The organism is Nitrosomonas sp., from assembly GCF_040256045.1.
Classification (GTDB): domain Bacteria; phylum Pseudomonadota; class Gammaproteobacteria; order Burkholderiales; family Nitrosomonadaceae; genus Nitrosomonas.
On record NZ_JBDZWD010000006.1, the window covers coordinates 50,245 to 68,380 of the forward strand.

The following is an 18,136-nucleotide window of genomic DNA, read 5'->3' on the forward strand; positions in this document are numbered from 1 at the left end:
GGAGGAAGTCGTCAGCTGTGGGGGCTGGTATCTGCCATGGTTGACTCGGGATCATTGTGTTTCACCTGAGCATGCTTGCCGACGGCAACGACTACAACCACGAGAGTGGCCACCAGCCAGGTCATGAGATCTGCGTGTTCTCCCAGTAGCAATACGGAGGCAATGATGGTCAGAAACGGTTGCAGCAACTGGGTTTGCCCTACCTTTGCGATACCGCCGAGAGCAAGTCCGTGATACCACGGAAAGAAGCCGAGGTACTGGCTGATGACCGTGAGATAAATGAATCCCAGCCAGGATTCGAGCGGCAGATTCAGCGATGTCGGTGCGTAATGAATGGCGGGAACGATCAGGACGGGAAAAGAAAAAATCAACGCCCACGAAATGACCTGAGGCCCGCCCAGTGATCTGGACAGCCTTGCTCCTTCTGCATAACTGACACCGGCACACACAATGGAACCGAACAGCGCAAGATCAGCCGGGTGGAGTGTTCCACCCGCCCGACTGAGCGAATAGCCGACGACCAGCCCTGCACCTATCAGCGCAAACAGCCAGAATTTCATGGAGGGACGTTCACTGGAAAACAGGGCTGCTGCCACCGCAGTAGCCAATGGAAGAATACCGAGGACGACACCGCCGTGCGAAGCATCCACATACAGCATTGCCCAGGCAGCCAGCAGCGGAAAACCGATCACGGCCCCTGCTGCAACAATGATCAAGCCTTTGGCTTCTTCACGTGTCGGTAAACGCTGGCGGGTGAACCATAGAAAAACGGCTGCCAGCACGGCAGCACCCGCTCCCCGGCCAAGCGCCACGAAAACGGGATCGAGCGCACTCAGTGCCGCCCGCATGGCCGGGAGTGTGAGGGCAAATGCAGTAACGGCGATCAGCCCGTACACATAGCCGAGATTTTCGTTGCGCGTATTTGTCATGAAAACCTTGTTTGACCGGGTAAGCGTTACAGGCTGGTGATCAAATGAGGAATGATCTGCTTCGTCGGTGTGCCCGGATCAATGGCCGGCGATGGTCATGCGTTCGATCAGTAATGAACCACATTGGCGTGAGCCACGTACGATGACATCATTGCCGACGGCAACGATACCGGACAACATATCTTTCAGGTTGCCGGCGATAGTGATTTCTTCCACAGGGTGGGTGATTTCACCATTTTCCACCCAGAACCCGGCTGCTCCCTGGGAATAATCTCCAGTGACGAGGTTGACGCCATGACCCAGCAGTTCGGTAACCAGCAAGCCTTTGTTCATTTTTTTCAACAGAACATCGAAAGATAACGAAACATCATTTTCTACGATCAGGTTATGGTTGCCGCCAGCATTGCCGGTGGAACGCATACCGAGTTTGCGCGCCGTGTAACTGCCCAGAAAATAGCCCTGTACGACACCGTTTTCCACCACTTTGCGCGGATGAGTCGCGACACCTTCATCATCAAACGCACAACTTGCCAGACCTTTTTGCAGATGCGGTAACTCACTGATCTGAATGGTTGCCGGAAATACCTGTTTGCCAATACTGTCCAGCAGGAAGGAAGATTTTCGGTAAAGGCTGCCGCCACTGATTGCCTGGACGAAATAGCCGATCAGGCTGGAGGCGATGGTCGATTCGAACAGTACCGGCACTTCACAGGTTGCGATTTTACTGGCATCAAGGCGCGCCAGGCTGCGCATACCGGCTTTTCTGCCGATTTCTTCGATGGCTTCGAGATCATCCGCTGCGCGTGCAACGCTGTACCAGTAATCACGTTGCATATTGTTCTGCTCGCCGGCGATGATCGCGCAACTGATGCTGTGGCGTGACAGTGGATAACCGGCGCGGAATCCGAGCGAATTGGCGTAAACGAAGTGTGAGGCACCGACCGATACGCTGGCGCCTTCGGAATTGGTGATACGTTTGTCAGTCGCCAGGGCAGCGGCCTCACACTGGCGTGCCAGTTCGATGGCTTCTTCGACAGGCAGCGACCACGGGTGGTAAAGATCGAGATCCGGGAAGGAAGCCGCCAGTAAATCCTGGTCAGCCAGCCCGGCGTAAATATCATCTGCCGTGTATCGGGCAATCGATAGTGCGGCAGCAACGGTTTCGCGTATCGCCTGTGGAGAAAAATCCGAACTGCTGGCATTCCCTCGCTTGTGTCCGATATGGACGGTAACGGATAATCCCTTGTCGCGTGTGTATTCGATGGTTTCGATTTCTTTCTGGCGTACAGTGATGTTCTGGCCGGATCCTTCCGAGACATTCATCTCACAGGCATCAGCCCCTCCTTTGCGGGCGAGCGCTAATACATCGTCTGCGATTTGTTGCAGAGTCTCAACGGAATAGGAAAAGGATTGCGGTTGTTCGGGGTGAGGATTCGAGTTGTCCATATAAATTGGGGAGGAGATGGTTTATCAGTGCATCGAAACAGATTCCGCTTTCCTTTCAGATCGACGTGAGCCTGGTGCTGATTCAGCCAAAAGCGAAATTAAACAGGAGCGGTTGCTTGCAAGTTCGGGCTGTCGAGTGGCAGAGGGAGGCCGTGAAACCAATCCTGCAGCACGATTATGTTGTTCAGCACGCCCTGTTTTGCAAAGCAGGTTATGATAACAGTTTATTGACTGTTCCCGATACGAGTGACTGTGTCCGATCATCCGCAAACTGTTTCTCAGTCTGATCCCGAATCTGAATCCCGGCCCAGCAAAACCCGCCTCAAGCAGGAAATGCATGCCTTGCAGGCATTGGGTGAGCGGCTGGTGGAACTTGAACCTGCCCGCATCGCAGAACTGGATTTGCCCGAGAAACTGGCAGAAGCATTGCTGGAAGCCCGTAAAATAACCAGCCATGGTGCACGCCGACGGCAACTGCAATTCATCGGTAAATTGATGCGTACAGTTGATCCGCTACCTGTTCAGGAAAAGCTGGATGCATGGCAGCATACCGGTCTGCGTCATACCGCGTGGCTGCATCAACTGGAGCGGTGGCGCGATCACCTCATCAGTGATGAAACAGCAGTGACTGAATTCGTGCAAACCTATCCGCACACGGATGTGCGCCAGTTACGTACCTTGTTGCGTAATATCGAAAAAGAAAAACTGGCCGGTAAACCTCCCCATAGTTTTCGTGCTTTGTTTCAGTTGCTGCGGCAGATTATTCCGGAAATACCGGGATAAACGGTATGAGTTGTCTGCGGTGACGAAAATACTGTTTGCGCGAGATGACATTGAAGCAATCCCCCCAACGCTGAAAGGTCGTTTTTGCCGTTGCCTGAATTTTGGAAGATTTGGATTTGTTTGTTGATTTAAAGGAGATGAACGGATGTGGTTGAAATGGATGGTATGTTCAATGTTTCTAATGCTGATGGCTTTGCCCGTGACATCATCAGCCAATCAGCCAACTGGTACTAATAATGTAGCGGCAGCGAAGTGCAAAGGTTGTTTTTGCCCGGGTAATCCCTGCCAGCTTTGCCGGCTGCCACCCCATACGGATGATCCGATTCCTGAGAATGAGCCGGAAACCTGCCGCGTCATCCGTGAGGCGGTTCTTCCTGCATCATTCCAGCCGGGAGAAAATGAATATTTCGCTAATCTGGATAAAGCAACCATACAGTGTATCCGCAGTGGTGATGTCATTCCGAACACACGCCGTGTACCAGGCTACCCGGGGCGCGTCTATTGCAAGCCTGGTCTTCCTGCATTAGGCGCGCACTAATTACGATTTGTATGAGAATTATCACTTTGAATGTGAACGGTCTGCGTTCGGCAGCCGGCAAAGGGCTTTTCGACTGGCTGCCTCGACAGGAGGCGGATGTGATCTGTGTGCAGGAATTGAAGGCACAACAGTGTGATATCAATGGTGTGATATGCCCGGCTGGCTACAGCAGTTATTTCCACTGTGCGGAAAAAAAAGGCTACAGCGGAGTTGGGCTCTATACTCGCCATCCTCCTGATCAGATCATAGAGGGGACCGGCATTCCTGAAATAGATATGGAAGGGCGTTTCCTGAGAGCGGATTTCGGCAATTTGACTATCATTTCAATTTACCTTCCTTCCGGTTCGAGCGGAGAACATCGCCAGGCGGCAAAATTTTTCTTCATGGAACATTTTTTTCCGCTGTTGCAGTCACTGGCAGAGTGTGGTCGCGAGGTGCTGTTGTGCGGAGACTGGAATATCGCGCATAAGGAAATCGACCTCAAGAACTGGCGTTCCAATCAGAAAAATTCAGGGTTCCTGCCGGAAGAGCGCGCCTGGCTGTCTGTTGTGTTCGATGAATTGAAGCTGGTAGATGTGTTTCGCAAGATCAACCTGGAACCGGATCAATATACCTGGTGGTCCAATCGTGGCCAGGCATGGGCGAAGAACGTAGGCTGGCGGATCGATTACCAGATTGCAACACCAGGGTTGGCAGATACAGTAAGCGGTGTCTCGATTTACAAGGCTGAGCGCTTTTCCGATCATGCTCCACTGACCATCGACTACGATTTCACTCTATGAAATCAGACGCATGCGTCGGCTGGCTACATGCACTGCGTATCTATACCCATCCGAGAGTGCTGGGCATGCTGCTGCTGGGGTTTTCTGCTGGGCTGCCCATGCTGCTGGTACTCGGTACTTTATCATTCTGGCTGCGTGAAGCGGGTATCGACCGGGCAACCATCGGCCATCTGAGCTGGGTGGGCCTGGCCTATGGTTTCAAATGGGCATGGGCGCCATTGGTTGATCGGATGCCATTGCCACTGCTGACCCGCTGGCTGGGGCGCCGCCGTGCCTGGCTATTGCTGTCACAACTGGCCATTAGCATGGCATTGATCGGCATGGCCCGTACTGATCCAGCGGAAGATCTGGTGCGCATGACAGTGTTCGCACTCATCGTGGCATTTGCTTCCGCCACGCAGGATATCGCACTGGATGCTTACCGGATCGAAGCGGTTGCCTTGCGGCTGCAAGGGGCAATGGCCGCAACCTATCAGGCGGGTTACCGGCTGGCGATGATTCTGGCTTCGGCAGGGGTATTGTGGATTGCCGCTGCACTGGATGCATCACCTGATGAATACAGTGCTGCTTCCTGGGAGATAGCCTATATCATCATGGCGGGCTGTATGCTGATCGGGATGATGACCACGTTGATTATTCGTGAACCCGAAGTGCCCGTTGCACAATTGACGGTTAACAGTGGATCACGAGAAGCGACAGCATCAGCCCGATTGCTTGCCTGGCTGGATAGTGCAGTGATCGCGCCATTTCGTGATTTCATCATGCGCTACGGTTATCACGCCCTGCTGATTTTGGCATTGATTGCCATATACCGGATTTCAGATGTCGTCATGGGCATCATGAGCAATCCGTTTTATGTGGACATGGGTTACACCAAAGATGAAGTAGCCACCATCTCCAAAGTGTATGGTGTGATCATGACCATACTGGGCGCAGCCATGGGCGGTGTGCTGGTTGCCCGCATCGGCGTCATCCGTACCTTGTTTCTGGGAGCAGTATTATCAGCCGCGACCAATCTGCTGTTTGTATGGCTGGCGGGCAGAGGGCATGATGTCGGCGGGCTGGTCTTTACGATTTCAGCCGATAACCTGGCAGCGGGCATTGCTTCCTCTGCCTTTGTTGCCTACCTTTCAGGATTAACGCACGCTGCTTATTCTGCCACCCAGTACGCGTTGTTCAGTTCTATCATGCTGCTACTGCCAAAATTTATTGCCGGCTTCAGTGGAGAATTTGTTGATGCCTACGGCTACGCCGCATTCTTTACTGGCACCGCTTTATTGGGCGTACCGGTATTGCTGTTAGTGTGGAGAGTAGGGCGAATTGACCTTGCTGGATCAGTAAAAAATGATTTGTAGAGAAAGTAAGAAACAGCGTGATCAGTAACTTTTAATGACGCGTTTTGGGAAAGAATCTACCTGAATTAAGCCGCGAAGCGGCGTCGGCTTGAATGAATTGTTGGTTGCACTAGCGAGGGTCAGCGCTTTTTCGGCTTAGGTGGAATCCTCGTCGCGCCGGCAGCAGCCTTCTCCCACTTACGGTTCCGGCGAGCATCCTCGTCTATGCGGGCTTGGCGCTGCATCTCTCGCTCGCGCTCCTCAAGCTCTTGCTGTTCCATGTAGTACTCCGCATCATCACCCATATATCCCTCCATAAGTCAGTTTTGTTCGGCGGCGTCGGTTTGAATGAATTGTTAACCTTTATGTGTATGTGACACGGCTGTTTGCGTCAATGGCGAATACCTTGCGCCGGGTAAGTTCTTTGATGATGGTCTCCTTGTCTTGGTCTGAGACCCCGCCCTGAAATTGGAACATAGCGCTGATTGCATTGAGTACGCCTGATTTACGGCCAGGGCGCAGCTTGACAATGCGCTCTGCTACATATCCGATGGTCTCCGGGTCGGTTGGCTTTTTTGTAGGAGTATCAACGCGCTCCTGCGGATAGGTCTCTTCCTCTTCTTTTCGGGCCGATTGAATCAGAAGCTGCGCCAAGCGGAGCTTGTTCCGGTAGTCGAGTTGCTCGGACTGTTTGGCAATAGTTTGGTACAGAGTCTCGTCAGGTTTATTCATAACGGCTAACGCAAAGTAGACACCGAAAACGGTGTATATCTTTTATAAAAAATTGCTAACAAAATTTGTTATCGGGTTGTTTTCCTGATTCTTAAGAAAGGGGAGGGTGGTAAAGTAATGCTTCCCACATCCAGAACGTCAAGTCTATTAGTTTCGTGTAGTCAGCTGCTCGTTGTGAATTTCAAGTTTTTTGGTAGCCAAGTTATGTTTTATCAGTAAGCGAACGCTGTCAAAAGTATCGGCCGTCAAATCCTGGCTTCTGGAATTATTGCCGAGGGCACGATCAGGCCAAGATGTTTTCCCTTGTGTATGAAGGAATTGCCATACGCTACTGCAGTTGGTGATCCTGGAAGGGTGCTCCAGTCATCTGGTAAAGCATCAAGTAGCGGAATTTCGTAGAGATTATTGTCATCAGGCAAGGTCATTCTGACTGACGACCACAAGGTTCAGTGGAAGAATCGAACTTGTATGTACCAGCTTCTCCATAGCAGCAATTTCCAGTGAGAGACCCGCATAGATTGCGGGTACACCGGCACTGTTCCAGTGCTGTCCTTTTGTGCCAGAACTTTCCTGACTTCATCGGCGCCCATATCCGTGTCAAGCAATGAGAGAGGGGATTTTGCTGTTGCCTTTTGTTGAGCTTGTTTTAGCTCGATATTCATTATCAAAGCAGTTTTCCTGAATCCCGCTTTTTTGGATAAGAGAAAGATTGTCGGCGGATTTTACGATCTATAAAGATCGTAAAATTTCTTATTGCATCTCTCTGATTTTAAATTAAAAAATGTGTGGCATATATATTGCCTGTATATCCTTGTCACGATCAGGTGTCGTGATACTGCGACCCTACCTGTTGATCGGATTGAAGTAGAGAAACGGTTATTCCAGGTTCTTCTGACATCCTGTGGGGGACATGTTTTTACAATTTCAGGGATGGGGCGTAACTATCCTTTTTTTATCAGGGAGATTCTGATGTTTTCATTGCGTAAGACCGTTTTGTCTGCCGTTGCGTCCGCCATGATTGCGGGTTCGGCACATGCTGCTTTTCTTGTTACTTACGAAGCACCTGGTGTAGTCAATACAACAACTTCTTTTGATTACAAAGGTGTGGAAAACTTTGATTTACGTACTGCTGCTAATAATCAAAGTTTTGGAACTGATTTTGGGACAGCCAGTGATCCGATAACGATAACGGGTAGTTATGCAGGGGTGGATATTTATAAGGCTGATCTATGGGGTGGGGCGGGCAATACGGGTAACTACGCGGTAACTTTTACCACGAATGGCTACACGCTGAACCTTTCGGCAAAAGATGAAGATGATAATTCGGTGCCAGTCACTTATTTCGGCTATTGGCTGTCTGCGCTGGATCAGGGCAATCAGGTAAAATTTTATAGGAATGAAATTGAGGTGTTCAGCTTTAATCCAACAGATGTGCTGACAATTACTGGCGGTTGTCCAAATGCAGCCAACCCTTATTGCGGTAACCCTGTTACTGGGGAGAATAAGAATGAGCCTTATGTATTCCTGAATTTTTACGATCAGAGCGGTTTGGGATTCGACAAAATAGTATTTTCCGAGAATCCAACTGGCGGTGGTTATGAATCGGATAATCATACAGTAGGTTATTACACTTCAATTACCGGTAATCCGCTTGAAGTACCGGAACCTGCATCACTGGCGCTGATAGGTTTGGCGCTGGTTGGGATGGGTGCCGTGCGTCGCCGGGCTGCCTGATTTCTGATCTATTCAAGTATTAGCGATAGAAACAGTTGCTTGCAATAAGCAAACTAAGCTGCTTTCTGAACAATATTATTTGCTTCAGGGAGCAGCATTGGTTGTCTGGAAGAGATGTTTTTCTATTTTTAGAGGCCTGATTAAACGCAACCCATTTCTAAGGATGTTCAATAAATCATTGTGACAGATTGCCCCAAAGCCACATTTTCCTGCCATCTGAATTGCTGCGGATTTTTTAAAGGTTTTAATTTGAGAAAATAGAACCGTGGGCAAATCAAATAAATTTTCCTCTGAGTTCGTGAACGTGCTGTATTGTTAATATAGGAATACCGTGCTGAGTACTCCTCATTGTGAGCGGTGATACGATATCTATTACGGCTAGGATTGGCCGCGTATTTTGCGCTTTGCTGAACTGGAACGCGTAACTGGTTGTTGATCAGACTTGGTATCCCTGTGTGTCAGGATATTTTTACAATGCACGTAAGAAATAAATGCCAACTGTTTTACGAGTCGGACCTTATCGCTTTTTCTTTTTTGCCAGTGATCGGGATGAGCCGCCACATACCCATATCGAACGAGAAGACAAAGTGGCTAAATTTTGGCTTGATCCGGTGCGCTTGCAGAGCAGTGGTGGTTTTTCTCGAAAAGAGATTATCCGTATTCAGAAAGTTGTGGGCGAATATCAAACACGGTTAAGAGAGGCCTGGAATGCATACTTCCACGATTGAAATTGAAGTCCCAATAGCTGAAAACGTTATGATCACTGAGGATACCTTGAGTGTTGACTTGAGAGATGGGCGAACGATCTCTGTCCCGCTGGCGTGGTATCCCCGACTGATTTATGCGTCTCAATCAGAACAAAACAATTGGCGTTTGATTGGGAAAGGATATGGAATACACTGGGAAGATCTGGACGAAGATATTAGCGTAGAGGGATTATTAGCGGGCAGGCCTTCGGGCGAAAGTCAAATATCCCTTAAGAAATGGCTGGCAAGTCGTACATCTCATCTTGCCTGATCCATCGCATCAATTTGAGTTGCCGGTTACGCTGTGTGGCTGAAGCGATAAAACGCCAGGATACCGAAAAGATTGGGGAGGAATGTAACCTTTCTGTCATTGTTCATTACCCGTCTTTCCAGAATGTTGATCCGATGCTGCTGACATAACTGCTCAAAATCGTGCAGGGTGCAGAGGTGTACGTTCGGGGTGTCATACCACTGGTAAGGCAGAGTTGGTGAGACGGGCATGTGCCCGCTGGCAACCTGTATACGGTTTTTCCAGTAACCGAAATTGGGAAAGGAAACGATACCTTCCTTGCCTACGCGTAATATTTCCCGAATGATGTATTCCGTATTTTTCATGGCCTGCAATGTCTGGGACAGAATGACGTAATCGAAGGATTCATCTTCAAACCCGGACAAACCAGCCTCGAGGTCGTTCTGGATCACGTTGATACCGTTTTTCATGCAGGCCAGTATGTTGTGGGCATCGATTTCCACGCCATAGCCGCGTATGTCGAGTTTATCCTTGAGATAGTACAGCAATGTGCCATCACCACAGCCCAGGTCGAGTACACTGGAGCCCGGCCTGATCCAGGCCGCGATGGTGGCAAAGTCCGGTCGCAATGTCAGTGCTGATCTGCTGATTTCAGTTGTCATCATGTGTTCAGGTTCCATCAGCCGGTATTCGGCTAAAGAGCAATATTGTTCATATAGGCACGTATCAACTGGTGATAGTAGTCATCCTGCATGAGAAAGGAATCATGTCCGTAAGAAGAGGGAATCTCCGCGTAACTGACATTCAGTTTGTTGTCGAGCAGTGCCTTGACAATATCACGCGAACGTTCCGGAGAGAAGCGCCAGTCGGAAGTAAAGGAAATTACTAGAAAGTCCGCTTTTGCTCGTGCAAAGGCTGCACTCGGGTTGCCATCATAATCTTGGGCCGGGTCGAAATAATCCAGTGCCTTCGTCATCAGCAGATAAGTGTTTGCATCGAATAGATCAGCAAATTTGTCGCCCTGGTAGTGCAGGTAGGATTCAATCTGGAATTCCACGTCGTAATTGAATGCAAGCGAGCCATTACGCAGTTCACGACCAAATTTGCTGGCCATGGAATCGTCCGAAAGGTAGGTGATATGGCCAAGCATGCGGGCAAGGCGTAAACCTCTGCGCGGGTGGGTGCCATGGGAATAATAGTCGCCATCGTGAAAATCAGGGTCAGTCAGAATCGCCTGACGCGCAACATCATTGAAAGCGATGTTTTGTGCTGTCAGTTTGGCTGATGCCGCAATCACTACGGCATGACGCACTCTTTCCGGCGCATCGAGCGCCAGTTGCATGGCTGACATTCCCCCCAGGCTCCCGCCAATGACCGCGGCGAAATGATCGATGCCAAACTGATCGGCGAAACGTACATAGGTTTTTGCCCAGTCGCCCGTTGTTACCAGCGGAAAATCAGGGCCGAAGCGTTTACCAGTCTTGTCGTTAATGCTGACGGGGCCAGTGGAGCCATGGCAGCCACCGAGGTTATTGATGCCGATGACGAAGAATTTTCGGGTATCGATTGGTTTGCCTGGACCAATCATATTGTTCCACCAACCGGTATTTTTGGGATTGTCTGCATAGACACCGGCAACATGGTGGTTGCCGGATAAAGCATGGCAGACCAGCACTGCATTGGATCGATCTGCGTTCAGCTCCCCGTAAGTTTCATAGACGAGCTCGTAGCTGTCCAGTATAGCCCCGCTGCTCAGGCTGAGCGGGGTATCGAAATGGGCGCGTCGTGCCGATACGATGCCGATCGAGTCAGAATCTTGTGTGGACATCTGGAAATAGTAAAGCCAACTGTCGATGTGAAGAATGAATGCGCATTGTATCCAATTGTACTACTTGAAATACATTATTCCTGATGTGTCAGGAGGCCGGTGAATCAGCTGTTGAGTTTCTGCATCAGGTCGCTGATTTTTTCCGGCTCATCTGCCTTGAGGATTTTCTGTATCAGACGGGATATTTCGGGCAGATGGCTGCCGAGAATTTCACGTTTCACGGTCAGTAGTTGTGCGGGATACATGGAAAACTGTCGTAATCCCATTCCAAGCAGCAGACGGGTATATTCTGAATCTCCCGCCATTTCTCCGCAGATGGAAACCGGGATACCGGCTTTCCCTGCATTCTGAATGATCTGAGCCAGCAGACGGATGATAGCCGGGTGCAGCGGATCGAACAGATGAGCCACGGTCTCGTCGGTCCGGTCGATTGCGAGCGTGTACTGGATGAGATCATTGGTACCAATGGATAAAAAATCCAGCTTGCGCATGAACAATTCAAGGCTCAGTGCCGTTGCCGGAATTTCTACCATGCAACCTATCCTGACGTTTTCGTCGAAAGGCTTGTTTTCATCGCGCAGGCTCTGCTTGGCAAATTCGATTATTTGCAGCGTCTGGTCGACTTCCCGGCTGCTGCACAACATCGGGATCAGGATCCGGGTTTTGCCCAGAACAGAAGCGCGCAGAATCGCACGCAATTGCACCAGAAACATGCCCGGTTCGGCCAGGCTCAGGCGGATCGCGCGCAATCCGAGAGCCGGATTGGGTGCCGTGCGGTAGGCGCTGCGCAGATTCTTGTCCGCACCCAGATCAAAAGTGCGGATCACGACCGGCTGCCCGTGCATACCCTTCACAACCGTGGAATAGGCTTCGAACTGTTCTTCTTCATTTGGCAGATCATCCCGGTTGAGAAATAGGAATTCACTGCGGAACAGGCCAATTCCCATGGCGCCACATTCCCGTGCCTGTTCGACTTCCTGCGGCAATTCGATGTTGGCGAGCAAATCCACTGCCGTGCCATCCAGCGTGACTGCTTTCACTGAGCGGATACGCCAGAGTTTGCGTCTTTCCAGTTCGAGCTGGCTTTGCTTCAAGCGGTATTCGGCGAGAATGTATTTGTCCGGATTGACGATGACGATACCCTGGTTGCCGTCCACAATCAGATTGTCGTTTTCGTAAATGAGTTGCTGGGCGTGCTGCATGGCTACGACCGAAGGAATGTTGAGGCTGCGTGCAACGATGGCAGTATGCGAAGTTGGCCCGCCCATATCCGTCAGAAAGGCAGAAAATTGATGCTGCTTGTATTGCATGACATCGGCCGGGCTCAGGTCGTACGCCACCAGAATACTGGAGCCGTCATGTTTTGATGGTGGTGGAGTGTATCCTGGATGCCCGAGCAGTACTTTCAATACTCGCTCGACTACCTGCGTAACATCGGTTTTACGCTCGCGCAGGTAGGCATCCTCTATTTCTTCGAAGCGAGCGACCAATACTTCCATCTGCTGCGTAATAGCCCATTCCGCGTTGCATTGTGCCTGTTCAACCGTTTCCAAAGCTGCATGGGAGAGCGTTGGATCGTCCAGAATCATCTGGTGCAGTTCCAGGAAAGCATTGAATTCGGCCAGGCCGGATACCTGTGCAGCAGAAGTTTTCAGCGTTTCCAGCTCCAGCCGTACAATAGTAAATGCATTACGCAACCGTATCAGTTCAGTGTCGATCTGGTTTTTCGGCAACAGATAATGAGGAACACTCAATGTTGCGGACGAGGCCAGATGAGCATGTCCGATTGCAATGCCGTCGGATACGCCCGTGCCATAAAGGATGAAACTCATTCATCTTCCCCGAAGTAATCGTTGATCAGGGCTTTCAATGCTTTCATAGCTTGAACTTCATCGGGGCCGGAAGTTTCCAGTTCGATAACTGTGCCCATGCTTGCGGCGAGAGTCATGACACCCATGATACTTTTAGCATTCACCCGACGGCCATTACGCGTAAGCCAGACCTCACTTTCAAATTTTCCGGCCAGTTGTGTCAGTTTGGCCGAGGCACGTGCATGCAGACCCAGCTTATTAAGGATGGTCAATGATTCAGTTTGCATTAGTTTTCCGGGAATATCTGGATAATACTTTCCCGGCTACCGGCCAGGACTTTGTCGATCAACTGCGGCAGGGGCTGATGCCGATATTGCACGGCGCGCAGCAACATGGGCAGATTCAGTCCGGACAGGCATTCGATTTGCCCGCTCCGGATCAGCTTGCGGGCAATATTGGCCGGTGTCGCGCCAAAAATATCTGTCAGGATTAGAACACCATTGCCTTGATCCAGTTGTTTGAGAGTCGCTTGTAGTTTGACCGGTTCGCTATCCGGGCCTGCAGTGGGGGAAACGATATGATTGATCAGCAGCGGGGGGCGCTCACCCAGAATATGGACGATGCAGTCAATCAGACTAGCTCCCAACTGTTCATGACTGATGATCAGAATGCCGATCATTTTATGATGTATGTTCCTTTTACTGAAAACAGTCTCGGATTCTATCATTCTCATGATGCTTGTCACTGCACCGTTCACGATTTGCGCGTGGCGGAATGGTGTTGGTAGCCGGATCGGTTGTTTGACGTATTCGTGGAGTACAAGAATCTCTCCGATTAATAGATTGGTTTGCACTGTGAGACAAATAAGACTGAACGAGCATCAGTTCGAGGAAAGCAATGCCAATACCAGTGGCAAATTAGGCAAGGGAAGGAGGATCAATAGATGGATAACAATAAGTATTTCTTCTGAAAAAGGATATGAAAAATTATGAACCTATTTCTCAGCGGTACCCGGGAAACATGCAAAAAAGAATACCCTTCTATTCAACTGGCCAGCCTTCCTGACAAAGCTTTTCTCTATCGACAAGGCGATTGTTGCTCAAGTTTTTTTTGGATAAAAAATGGGATAGTTAAACTTTCCCATCTCACTAAACAGGGAAATGAATTAACGCTGGCCCTGTTAAAGACGGGCGATATCATCGGTTATTTACCAGGTGACTTCACTAACCAAGTAATGGAAGAAAATGCACAGGCGCTTGGAAAGGTAGATTTTTATCGTCTTGAATACAGCGACTTCAAAAAATTAATTACCTCACAACCCAATTTATCATGGCAGATTCTTGAGTCGGTATATACCCGTAAACAGCTGATAGAACGTAAGTTGCGTGCCATTCTCACTCAATCAATTGAACAACGGCTCATCGTAGTGCTTTTGGAGCTTGCTAAATTATTTGGAATAAGGTGCACACATGGTTATGCATTGGAAATTTCTCTTACTCAACAAGAACTGGCAGATCTGGTTGGCGCAAGTCGCCCTGTTGTTAGTACTATCATGAACCAATTCAGAAATCAGGGCATACTCGACTATACCCGGGAACATATTTGTGTTAACGATACAGCGCTGTTGTTGATCGATCCCCGATAGGCTTGGAACTATCCCTGAGTCAACGGATGTTTTCCAGCGAACAGACTCAGTTGATAACACCCTATAAAGTGCTGGTGTTATCAACTACTCAACAAGGAGTCATCGAATGAAAATAATTTCGCCTCGTGCCCATGGATATTTAGATTTTCTGACAGTGATTATATTTTTACTGGCGCCTGTACTGCTGAATTTAAGCCAAGTGCCTGCCATACTTGCTTATGGATTAGCCTTCGTTCATCTTGCGGTTACATTGTCTTCCGGATTCCCTGTTAGCACCATCAGGATCATCCCTTTTACGCTGCAAGGTTGGATCGAACGCGTTGTTGGGCCTGTATTAATTGCCGTTCCTTTTATCCTTGGCTTTACTGAGGAGGTTATTGCCCGAAATTTCTACATTGTCATGGGAATTATTATTATCGCAGTAGGATTGCTGACAGACTATCAAGGAAAGAATCGCTCATACTGATTGTTATTTAGTCCCATATCATCTGTTATCGATTTTTCCAAGTGCCTGGCGATAACTTTGCCAGTTGAAATAAGGGCCAGGATCGGTTTTTCTTTGTGGCGCAATATCGGCATGGCCAACGATATCACTGACAGGGTAAGCTGCCTGGATTGCGAGGGTGAGCTCTATCAACCGGCTATATTGCATGAGCTCGAATGGCTGATTGTCGCTGCCTTCCAGTTCGATGCCGATCGAGAAATCGTTACAGCAGGGCCGGCCCTGCCAGTCGGATATGCCGGCGTGCCAGGCACGCAGAGTACAGGGGACGAACTGGATGATTTCTCCATTACGACGAATGAAAAAATGACTGGAGACTTTCAAATCCTGCAATCCCTGATAATACGGATGTGCTTGTGGATCGAGCTGGTTGGTGAAAAGTTCGATGACACTATCGCTACTAAATTCTTCCGGCGGCAGGCTGATGGCATGGATCACCAGCAGGCTGATGTCGTTCCGGTCTGGCCGCTCGTCGCAGTTGGGCGAGGGTATGTAGCGAGCCGGGACAAGGCGGCCTTCCGCATCGATTAGCATGGACATCCTGGTTGGTAATGGCAGTATGAGATGCCGATTTTTTGATCGGGAATTTTGTAAACCATTTTAATAGAGCGATTATCTTGCAGCGCGGAAAATTTATTACTGTTGAAGGGATTGACGGAGCGGGAAAAAGTACGCATCTGGCATGGTTGGAGCGTTTCCTGCAGGACAAAGGGCTGGAGGTAGTCGTGACACGTGAGCCGGGTGGTACAACGCTGGGCGAAGCATTACGGCAGTTGCTGTTGGATCATCGTCAGGCGATGCATCCTGAAACCGAGGCTTTACTGATGTTCGCTGCCCGACGGGAGCATCTGGACAAAGTGATATTACCCGCACTGAATCGCGGTGCTTGGGTGATTTCCGATCGTTTTACGGATGCCAGTTTTGCCTACCAGGGCGGGGGCAGGGGAGTAGCACAAAGTAAACTGGAGAATCTGGAACAGTGGGTGCAGGCAGGGTTTTCTCCCGATCTGACAGTGTACTTCGACGTGCCGGTCATAGTGGGCCGTGAACGGCTGCGGTCCACCAGAATTGCCGATCGCTTTGAAATGGAATCCAATCTGTTTTTCGAGCGGGTACGGCAAGCTTATCTGCAACGTGCCGGACAATTCCCGCAAAGAATTCGGGTGGTGGATGGCAGCCGTCCACTGGCAGAAGTCAAAACAGCCGTAGCGAAAATTGTGGAGGATTTCTGGTCAGATCTGTCGGATACCCGGTTCAGAGGATGAGCTTGGTATGAATGAATGATTTGTGAGGTACACCAGAGAGCATAGACCAGTTGATATCTTCATGCCTATTGTCCGTAAACGGTATCTTTGACTGTACTTCCTCTGTCTTGGACAAAAAATGACTGGCTTTTCATATCGACGAATCAATATAGTGGGTGCTCCTGGTTCCGGAACCACAACCTTGGGGCGGGCTCTTGCCACCCAGCTCGGCTTTGTCTTCGCCGACGCGGATGACTTCTATTGGAAGCCCACCACTCCGCCATTTCAGGAGAAGTTCGACACCGGCCTTCTCCTGTAGACACTCCTTGTCTACCTGAAGCAATTCGATGGAACTGTCGTTTCCGACTCGGTTTGTAGTTGGGGTGTGGAACTGGAAGATTCGTTTGATTTAGTGATATTCCTTTCACTATCTTTGAACTTGAGGCTTCAGCGGATAGAGGCGCAGGAAATTGTCCTCTTCGGCGATGCAAATCCTGCATTCCTGGCGTGGGCCGCCCAATATGACAAGGGAAAACTGCCGAGATGCAACCGTGTGCGCCACGAGGATTGGCTTGCTGGTCGTCAATGCTGCATCTTGCGATTCAAAAGTGATGAAGGGGTTGAGCAGCGTATCGAGCAGATCATAGAGCGTGCAACTCGCACCACGTGGCCAACGATGCAATCGGCTGTTTTTCGCGCGAAAGACCGACCCTCACGGATTGAACTTCGATGAGTTGCCGATGGGATGGAAGGCATTTATTAGTGGCAGATGGATTATCAGTCAAGTAGCCAACTAGTCAGGATGTATACTGGCACTATATTTCCGGCAAGCGTAGCTTGCCACGCTTGATCATGAATACCAACTTTTCAACGCTTGCTTCGGCTTTGGCCATGTTCCTTCCTCCAATCAGCTGCCGTGTAGAAAACGTTCGCGGTGCCATTGCAAATAACGCCGGTGCCCGTTGGTGAGCCAGCGTAGCTTCATGCCGGGTTGAATGCCAAGCCCGCACAGATCGCTCGGGGACAGGCGGGGGCTGGTCAGCAGATGCCCGGTGTCGTCGAAGCTGATCAGAAAACGGTCGAACAACGCATCGAGATTGGCCACCAGCAGAAAGCCGTTGAAGGCATCCAGCCGTTCGGCATCGTTGGCGCATTCAGCCCAGCGTTTGGCATGGCTGGCGCGTAGCGCCTCGGTAACGGCGACGCTAGTCACCGCGCAAGCGCCGCCCCAGTAGGTCAGTAGGGCATCGCGATAGCGATCCTGCCCTACGCGCTGTCGTACAACGCGCTCGATTTCTGTATCCCGGCTTCCAGCCGGCAGTTCGGCCAATGCCTGCTCGACGGCCGTCTGGTAATCCTGAACAGCCTGATTCGGCAAGGCTTGCGACAAGTTGGCCGCACGGCGCAGCAGAGCTGCCAGATCGACCAGCGTGCTTACTCGGAATGCGCCATCGGTTTCCGCCCAAGGCTCGAAGCTGCGAAACAGTTCTGGCACCAAAGCAGACGAAAGGGATTGGAATCGCACCTCGAAGCCACTGGCTAATGGTGTCACCGTTGCTTGGGTTCGATGACGGGCCGAAGCCAGTATCGCGGTATTGCTGACCTCGGGCAGTACATACTCGAAGCCGTTGTCGTGGCCAGTCTTTTCGATCAGCACTCGCTGAAGCGGGTTCACAATAACAACAGGCTGTTTGGTTGTATCGACTTTATCTGGCATCATGATTTTGTTGCCGATCACCAGCAAATCTGCGACGGAATTGAACCGCCCCGACTATCGAGGAGGCTATTTGGTTAAAGTAAAGTGTTCATCAAGGCCTTATTGTCCTGAGTCT

The 18,136-nt window shown here is 50.2% G+C and carries 24 protein-coding genes; 11 read left to right on the forward strand and 13 right to left on the reverse strand.

Annotated elements, in window-relative coordinates; translation table 11 throughout:
* Positions 1-11: 11 nt before the first annotated feature.
* Positions 12-929, reverse strand: coding sequence for a DMT family transporter (locus tag ABUL11_RS02385; RefSeq protein ID WP_350282260.1), 918 nt, complete (start codon positions 927-929; stop codon positions 12-14).
* Positions 930-1,007: 78 nt separating this feature from the next.
* Positions 1,008-2,375 carry a metalloprotease PmbA gene (pmbA, locus tag ABUL11_RS02390; protein ID WP_350282261.1) on the reverse strand — a complete coding sequence of 456 codons (1,368 nt, stop codon included), beginning with the start codon at positions 2,373-2,375 and terminating at the stop codon, positions 1,008-1,010.
* 246 nt (positions 2,376-2,621) lie between these two features.
* On the opposite strand from pmbA, the gene yjgA reads away from it, so the two are divergent.
* From yjgA to ABUL11_RS02410, 4 genes are all read left to right on the forward strand, one after another.
* The gene (gene yjgA / locus ABUL11_RS02395) at positions 2,622-3,158 is read left to right on the forward strand and encodes a ribosome biogenesis factor YjgA (RefSeq protein WP_350282262.1); all 537 of its coding nucleotides are present in this window, start codon (positions 2,622-2,624) and stop codon (positions 3,156-3,158) included.
* A 145-nt stretch (positions 3,159-3,303) separates the two neighbouring features.
* Positions 3,304-3,696, forward strand: a complete 393-nt coding sequence (locus tag ABUL11_RS02400) for a hypothetical protein (RefSeq protein ID WP_350282263.1) — start codon at positions 3,304-3,306, stop codon at positions 3,694-3,696.
* 11 nt (positions 3,697-3,707) lie between these two features.
* Positions 3,708-4,478, forward strand: coding sequence for an exodeoxyribonuclease III (locus ABUL11_RS02405; protein ID WP_350282264.1), 771 nt, complete (start codon positions 3,708-3,710; stop codon positions 4,476-4,478).
* Positions 4,475-5,833 carry an AmpG family muropeptide MFS transporter gene (locus ABUL11_RS02410; RefSeq protein WP_350282265.1) on the forward strand — a complete coding sequence of 453 codons (1,359 nt, stop codon included), beginning with the start codon at positions 4,475-4,477 and terminating at the stop codon, positions 5,831-5,833. Before ABUL11_RS02405 ends, ABUL11_RS02410 begins: the two co-directional genes overlap by 4 nt.
* Positions 5,834-5,952: 119 nt before the next feature.
* Here ABUL11_RS02410 and ABUL11_RS02415 read toward each other — a convergent pair whose 3' ends face one another.
* The 4 genes from ABUL11_RS02415 to ABUL11_RS02430 all read right to left on the reverse strand — a co-directional run bounded on the left by ABUL11_RS02415 (position 5,953) and on the right by ABUL11_RS02430 (position 7,063).
* The gene (locus ABUL11_RS02415) at positions 5,953-6,117 is read right to left on the reverse strand and encodes a hypothetical protein (RefSeq protein ID WP_350282266.1); all 165 of its coding nucleotides are present in this window, start codon (positions 6,115-6,117) and stop codon (positions 5,953-5,955) included.
* A 58-nt stretch (positions 6,118-6,175) separates the two neighbouring features.
* Positions 6,176-6,544, reverse strand: a complete 369-nt coding sequence (locus ABUL11_RS02420) for a hypothetical protein (RefSeq protein WP_350282267.1) — start codon at positions 6,542-6,544, stop codon at positions 6,176-6,178.
* A gap of 245 nt (positions 6,545-6,789) precedes the next feature.
* Positions 6,790-6,969, reverse strand: a complete 180-nt coding sequence (locus ABUL11_RS02425; RefSeq protein ID WP_350282268.1) for a hypothetical protein — start codon at positions 6,967-6,969, stop codon at positions 6,790-6,792.
* Entirely contained in the window at positions 6,956-7,063 is a 108-nt protein-coding gene (locus ABUL11_RS02430; RefSeq protein WP_350282285.1) for a hypothetical protein, read from the reverse strand. The genes ABUL11_RS02425 and ABUL11_RS02430 overlap by 14 nt, the downstream gene beginning before the upstream one ends.
* Positions 7,064-7,513: 450 nt before the next feature.
* Between ABUL11_RS02430 and ABUL11_RS02435 the strand changes: the two genes are divergently transcribed.
* The 3 genes from ABUL11_RS02435 (at position 7,514) to ABUL11_RS02445 (ending at position 9,295) form a co-directional block, all read left to right on the forward strand.
* On the forward strand, positions 7,514-8,278 hold the full coding sequence (locus tag ABUL11_RS02435; RefSeq protein ID WP_350282269.1) for an Npun_F0296 family exosortase-dependent surface protein: 765 nt from the start codon (positions 7,514-7,516) through the stop codon (positions 8,276-8,278).
* 491 nt (positions 8,279-8,769) lie between these two features.
* On the forward strand, positions 8,770-9,006 hold the full coding sequence (locus ABUL11_RS02440; RefSeq protein WP_350282270.1) for a DUF4160 domain-containing protein: 237 nt from the start codon (positions 8,770-8,772) through the stop codon (positions 9,004-9,006).
* Positions 8,987-9,295, forward strand: a complete 309-nt coding sequence (locus tag ABUL11_RS02445; protein ID WP_350282271.1) for a DUF2442 domain-containing protein — start codon at positions 8,987-8,989, stop codon at positions 9,293-9,295. The genes ABUL11_RS02440 and ABUL11_RS02445 overlap by 20 nt, the downstream gene beginning before the upstream one ends.
* A gap of 26 nt (positions 9,296-9,321) precedes the next feature.
* Here the strand turns inward: ABUL11_RS02445 and metW are convergent, their stop codons facing one another.
* From metW to ABUL11_RS02470, 5 genes are all read right to left on the reverse strand, one after another.
* Positions 9,322-9,939 (reverse strand): methionine biosynthesis protein MetW, encoded by a 618-nt coding sequence (gene metW / locus ABUL11_RS02450; protein WP_350282272.1) that lies wholly within the window; start codon positions 9,937-9,939, stop codon positions 9,322-9,324.
* 29 nt (positions 9,940-9,968) lie between these two features.
* Positions 9,969-11,102, reverse strand: a complete 1,134-nt coding sequence (gene metX / locus ABUL11_RS02455; RefSeq protein WP_350282273.1) for a homoserine O-succinyltransferase MetX — start codon at positions 11,100-11,102, stop codon at positions 9,969-9,971.
* Between the two features lie 104 nt (positions 11,103-11,206).
* The gene (ptsP, locus tag ABUL11_RS02460; RefSeq protein ID WP_350282274.1) at positions 11,207-12,934 is read right to left on the reverse strand and encodes a phosphoenolpyruvate--protein phosphotransferase; all 1,728 of its coding nucleotides are present in this window, start codon (positions 12,932-12,934) and stop codon (positions 11,207-11,209) included.
* Positions 12,931-13,200: an HPr family phosphocarrier protein gene (locus ABUL11_RS02465; protein WP_350282275.1), complete on the reverse strand. Its 270-nt coding sequence runs from the start codon at positions 13,198-13,200 to the stop codon at positions 12,931-12,933. The genes ptsP and ABUL11_RS02465 overlap by 4 nt, the downstream gene beginning before the upstream one ends.
* On the reverse strand, positions 13,200-13,592 hold the full coding sequence (locus ABUL11_RS02470; protein ID WP_350282276.1) for a PTS sugar transporter subunit IIA: 393 nt from the start codon (positions 13,590-13,592) through the stop codon (positions 13,200-13,202). The genes ABUL11_RS02465 and ABUL11_RS02470 overlap by 1 nt, the downstream gene beginning before the upstream one ends.
* 309 nt (positions 13,593-13,901) lie before the next feature.
* On the opposite strand from ABUL11_RS02470, the gene ABUL11_RS02475 reads away from it, so the two are divergent.
* Positions 13,902-14,558: a Crp/Fnr family transcriptional regulator gene (locus ABUL11_RS02475; RefSeq protein WP_350282277.1), complete on the forward strand. Its 657-nt coding sequence runs from the start codon at positions 13,902-13,904 to the stop codon at positions 14,556-14,558.
* A 106-nt stretch (positions 14,559-14,664) separates the two neighbouring features.
* On the forward strand, positions 14,665-15,024 hold the full coding sequence (locus ABUL11_RS02480) for a hypothetical protein (RefSeq protein ID WP_350282278.1): 360 nt from the start codon (positions 14,665-14,667) through the stop codon (positions 15,022-15,024).
* A gap of 18 nt (positions 15,025-15,042) precedes the next feature.
* Here the strand turns inward: ABUL11_RS02480 and ampD are convergent, their stop codons facing one another.
* Positions 15,043-15,594 carry a 1,6-anhydro-N-acetylmuramyl-L-alanine amidase AmpD gene (ampD, locus tag ABUL11_RS02485; protein WP_350282279.1) on the reverse strand — a complete coding sequence of 184 codons (552 nt, stop codon included), beginning with the start codon at positions 15,592-15,594 and terminating at the stop codon, positions 15,043-15,045.
* A gap of 83 nt (positions 15,595-15,677) precedes the next feature.
* Here ampD and tmk point away from each other — a divergent pair, with 83 nt between their 5' ends.
* Together tmk and ABUL11_RS02495 are read left to right on the forward strand one after the other, a co-directional pair.
* Entirely contained in the window at positions 15,678-16,325 is a 648-nt protein-coding gene (gene tmk / locus ABUL11_RS02490) for a dTMP kinase (RefSeq protein WP_350282280.1), read from the forward strand.
* Between the two features lie 364 nt (positions 16,326-16,689).
* Positions 16,690-17,037, forward strand: coding sequence for a P-loop NTPase family protein (locus tag ABUL11_RS02495; RefSeq protein ID WP_350282281.1), 348 nt, complete (start codon positions 16,690-16,692; stop codon positions 17,035-17,037).
* A 174-nt stretch (positions 17,038-17,211) separates the two neighbouring features.
* Here the strand turns inward: ABUL11_RS02495 and ABUL11_RS02500 are convergent, their stop codons facing one another.
* Positions 17,212-18,042, reverse strand: a complete 831-nt coding sequence (locus ABUL11_RS02500; RefSeq protein WP_350282282.1) for an HNH endonuclease — start codon at positions 18,040-18,042, stop codon at positions 17,212-17,214.
* Positions 18,043-18,136 lie beyond the last annotated feature (94 nt).

What these genes read in the sequence shown, in the direction of transcription:
- ABUL11_RS02475 (WP_350282277.1), top strand. Translation starts at nt 13,902, where the DNA reads ATGAACCTATTTCTCAGCGGTACCCGGGAAACATGCAAAAAAGAATAC.
- ABUL11_RS02385 (WP_350282260.1), bottom strand. Translation starts at nt 929, where the DNA reads ATGACAAATACGCGCAACGAAAATCTCGGCTATGTGTACGGGCTGATC.
- ABUL11_RS02445 (WP_350282271.1), top strand. Translation starts at nt 8,987, where the DNA reads ATGCATACTTCCACGATTGAAATTGAAGTCCCAATAGCTGAAAACGTT.
- ABUL11_RS02405 (WP_350282264.1), top strand. Translation starts at nt 3,708, where the DNA reads ATGAGAATTATCACTTTGAATGTGAACGGTCTGCGTTCGGCAGCCGGC.
- metX (WP_350282273.1), bottom strand. Translation starts at nt 11,102, where the DNA reads ATGTCCACACAAGATTCTGACTCGATCGGCATCGTATCGGCACGACGC.
- ampD (WP_350282279.1), bottom strand. Translation starts at nt 15,594, where the DNA reads ATGCTAATCGATGCGGAAGGCCGCCTTGTCCCGGCTCGCTACATACCC.
- ABUL11_RS02415 (WP_350282266.1), bottom strand. Translation starts at nt 6,117, where the DNA reads ATGGGTGATGATGCGGAGTACTACATGGAACAGCAAGAGCTTGAGGAG.
- ABUL11_RS02425 (WP_350282268.1), bottom strand. Translation starts at nt 6,969, where the DNA reads ATGACCTTGCCTGATGACAATAATCTCTACGAAATTCCGCTACTTGAT.
- ABUL11_RS02470 (WP_350282276.1), bottom strand. Translation starts at nt 13,592, where the DNA reads ATGATCGGCATTCTGATCATCAGTCATGAACAGTTGGGAGCTAGTCTG.
- metW (WP_350282272.1), bottom strand. Translation starts at nt 9,939, where the DNA reads ATGATGACAACTGAAATCAGCAGATCAGCACTGACATTGCGACCGGAC.
- ABUL11_RS02435 (WP_350282269.1), top strand. Translation starts at nt 7,514, where the DNA reads ATGTTTTCATTGCGTAAGACCGTTTTGTCTGCCGTTGCGTCCGCCATG.
- ABUL11_RS02465 (WP_350282275.1), bottom strand. Translation starts at nt 13,200, where the DNA reads ATGCAAACTGAATCATTGACCATCCTTAATAAGCTGGGTCTGCATGCA.
- pmbA (WP_350282261.1), bottom strand. Translation starts at nt 2,375, where the DNA reads ATGGACAACTCGAATCCTCACCCCGAACAACCGCAATCCTTTTCCTAT.
- ABUL11_RS02410 (WP_350282265.1), top strand. Translation starts at nt 4,475, where the DNA reads ATGAAATCAGACGCATGCGTCGGCTGGCTACATGCACTGCGTATCTAT.
- ABUL11_RS02400 (WP_350282263.1), top strand. Translation starts at nt 3,304, where the DNA reads ATGTGGTTGAAATGGATGGTATGTTCAATGTTTCTAATGCTGATGGCT.
- ABUL11_RS02480 (WP_350282278.1), top strand. Translation starts at nt 14,665, where the DNA reads ATGAAAATAATTTCGCCTCGTGCCCATGGATATTTAGATTTTCTGACA.
- ABUL11_RS02440 (WP_350282270.1), top strand. Translation starts at nt 8,770, where the DNA reads ATGCCAACTGTTTTACGAGTCGGACCTTATCGCTTTTTCTTTTTTGCC.
- ptsP (WP_350282274.1), bottom strand. Translation starts at nt 12,934, where the DNA reads ATGAGTTTCATCCTTTATGGCACGGGCGTATCCGACGGCATTGCAATC.
- ABUL11_RS02420 (WP_350282267.1), bottom strand. Translation starts at nt 6,544, where the DNA reads ATGAATAAACCTGACGAGACTCTGTACCAAACTATTGCCAAACAGTCC.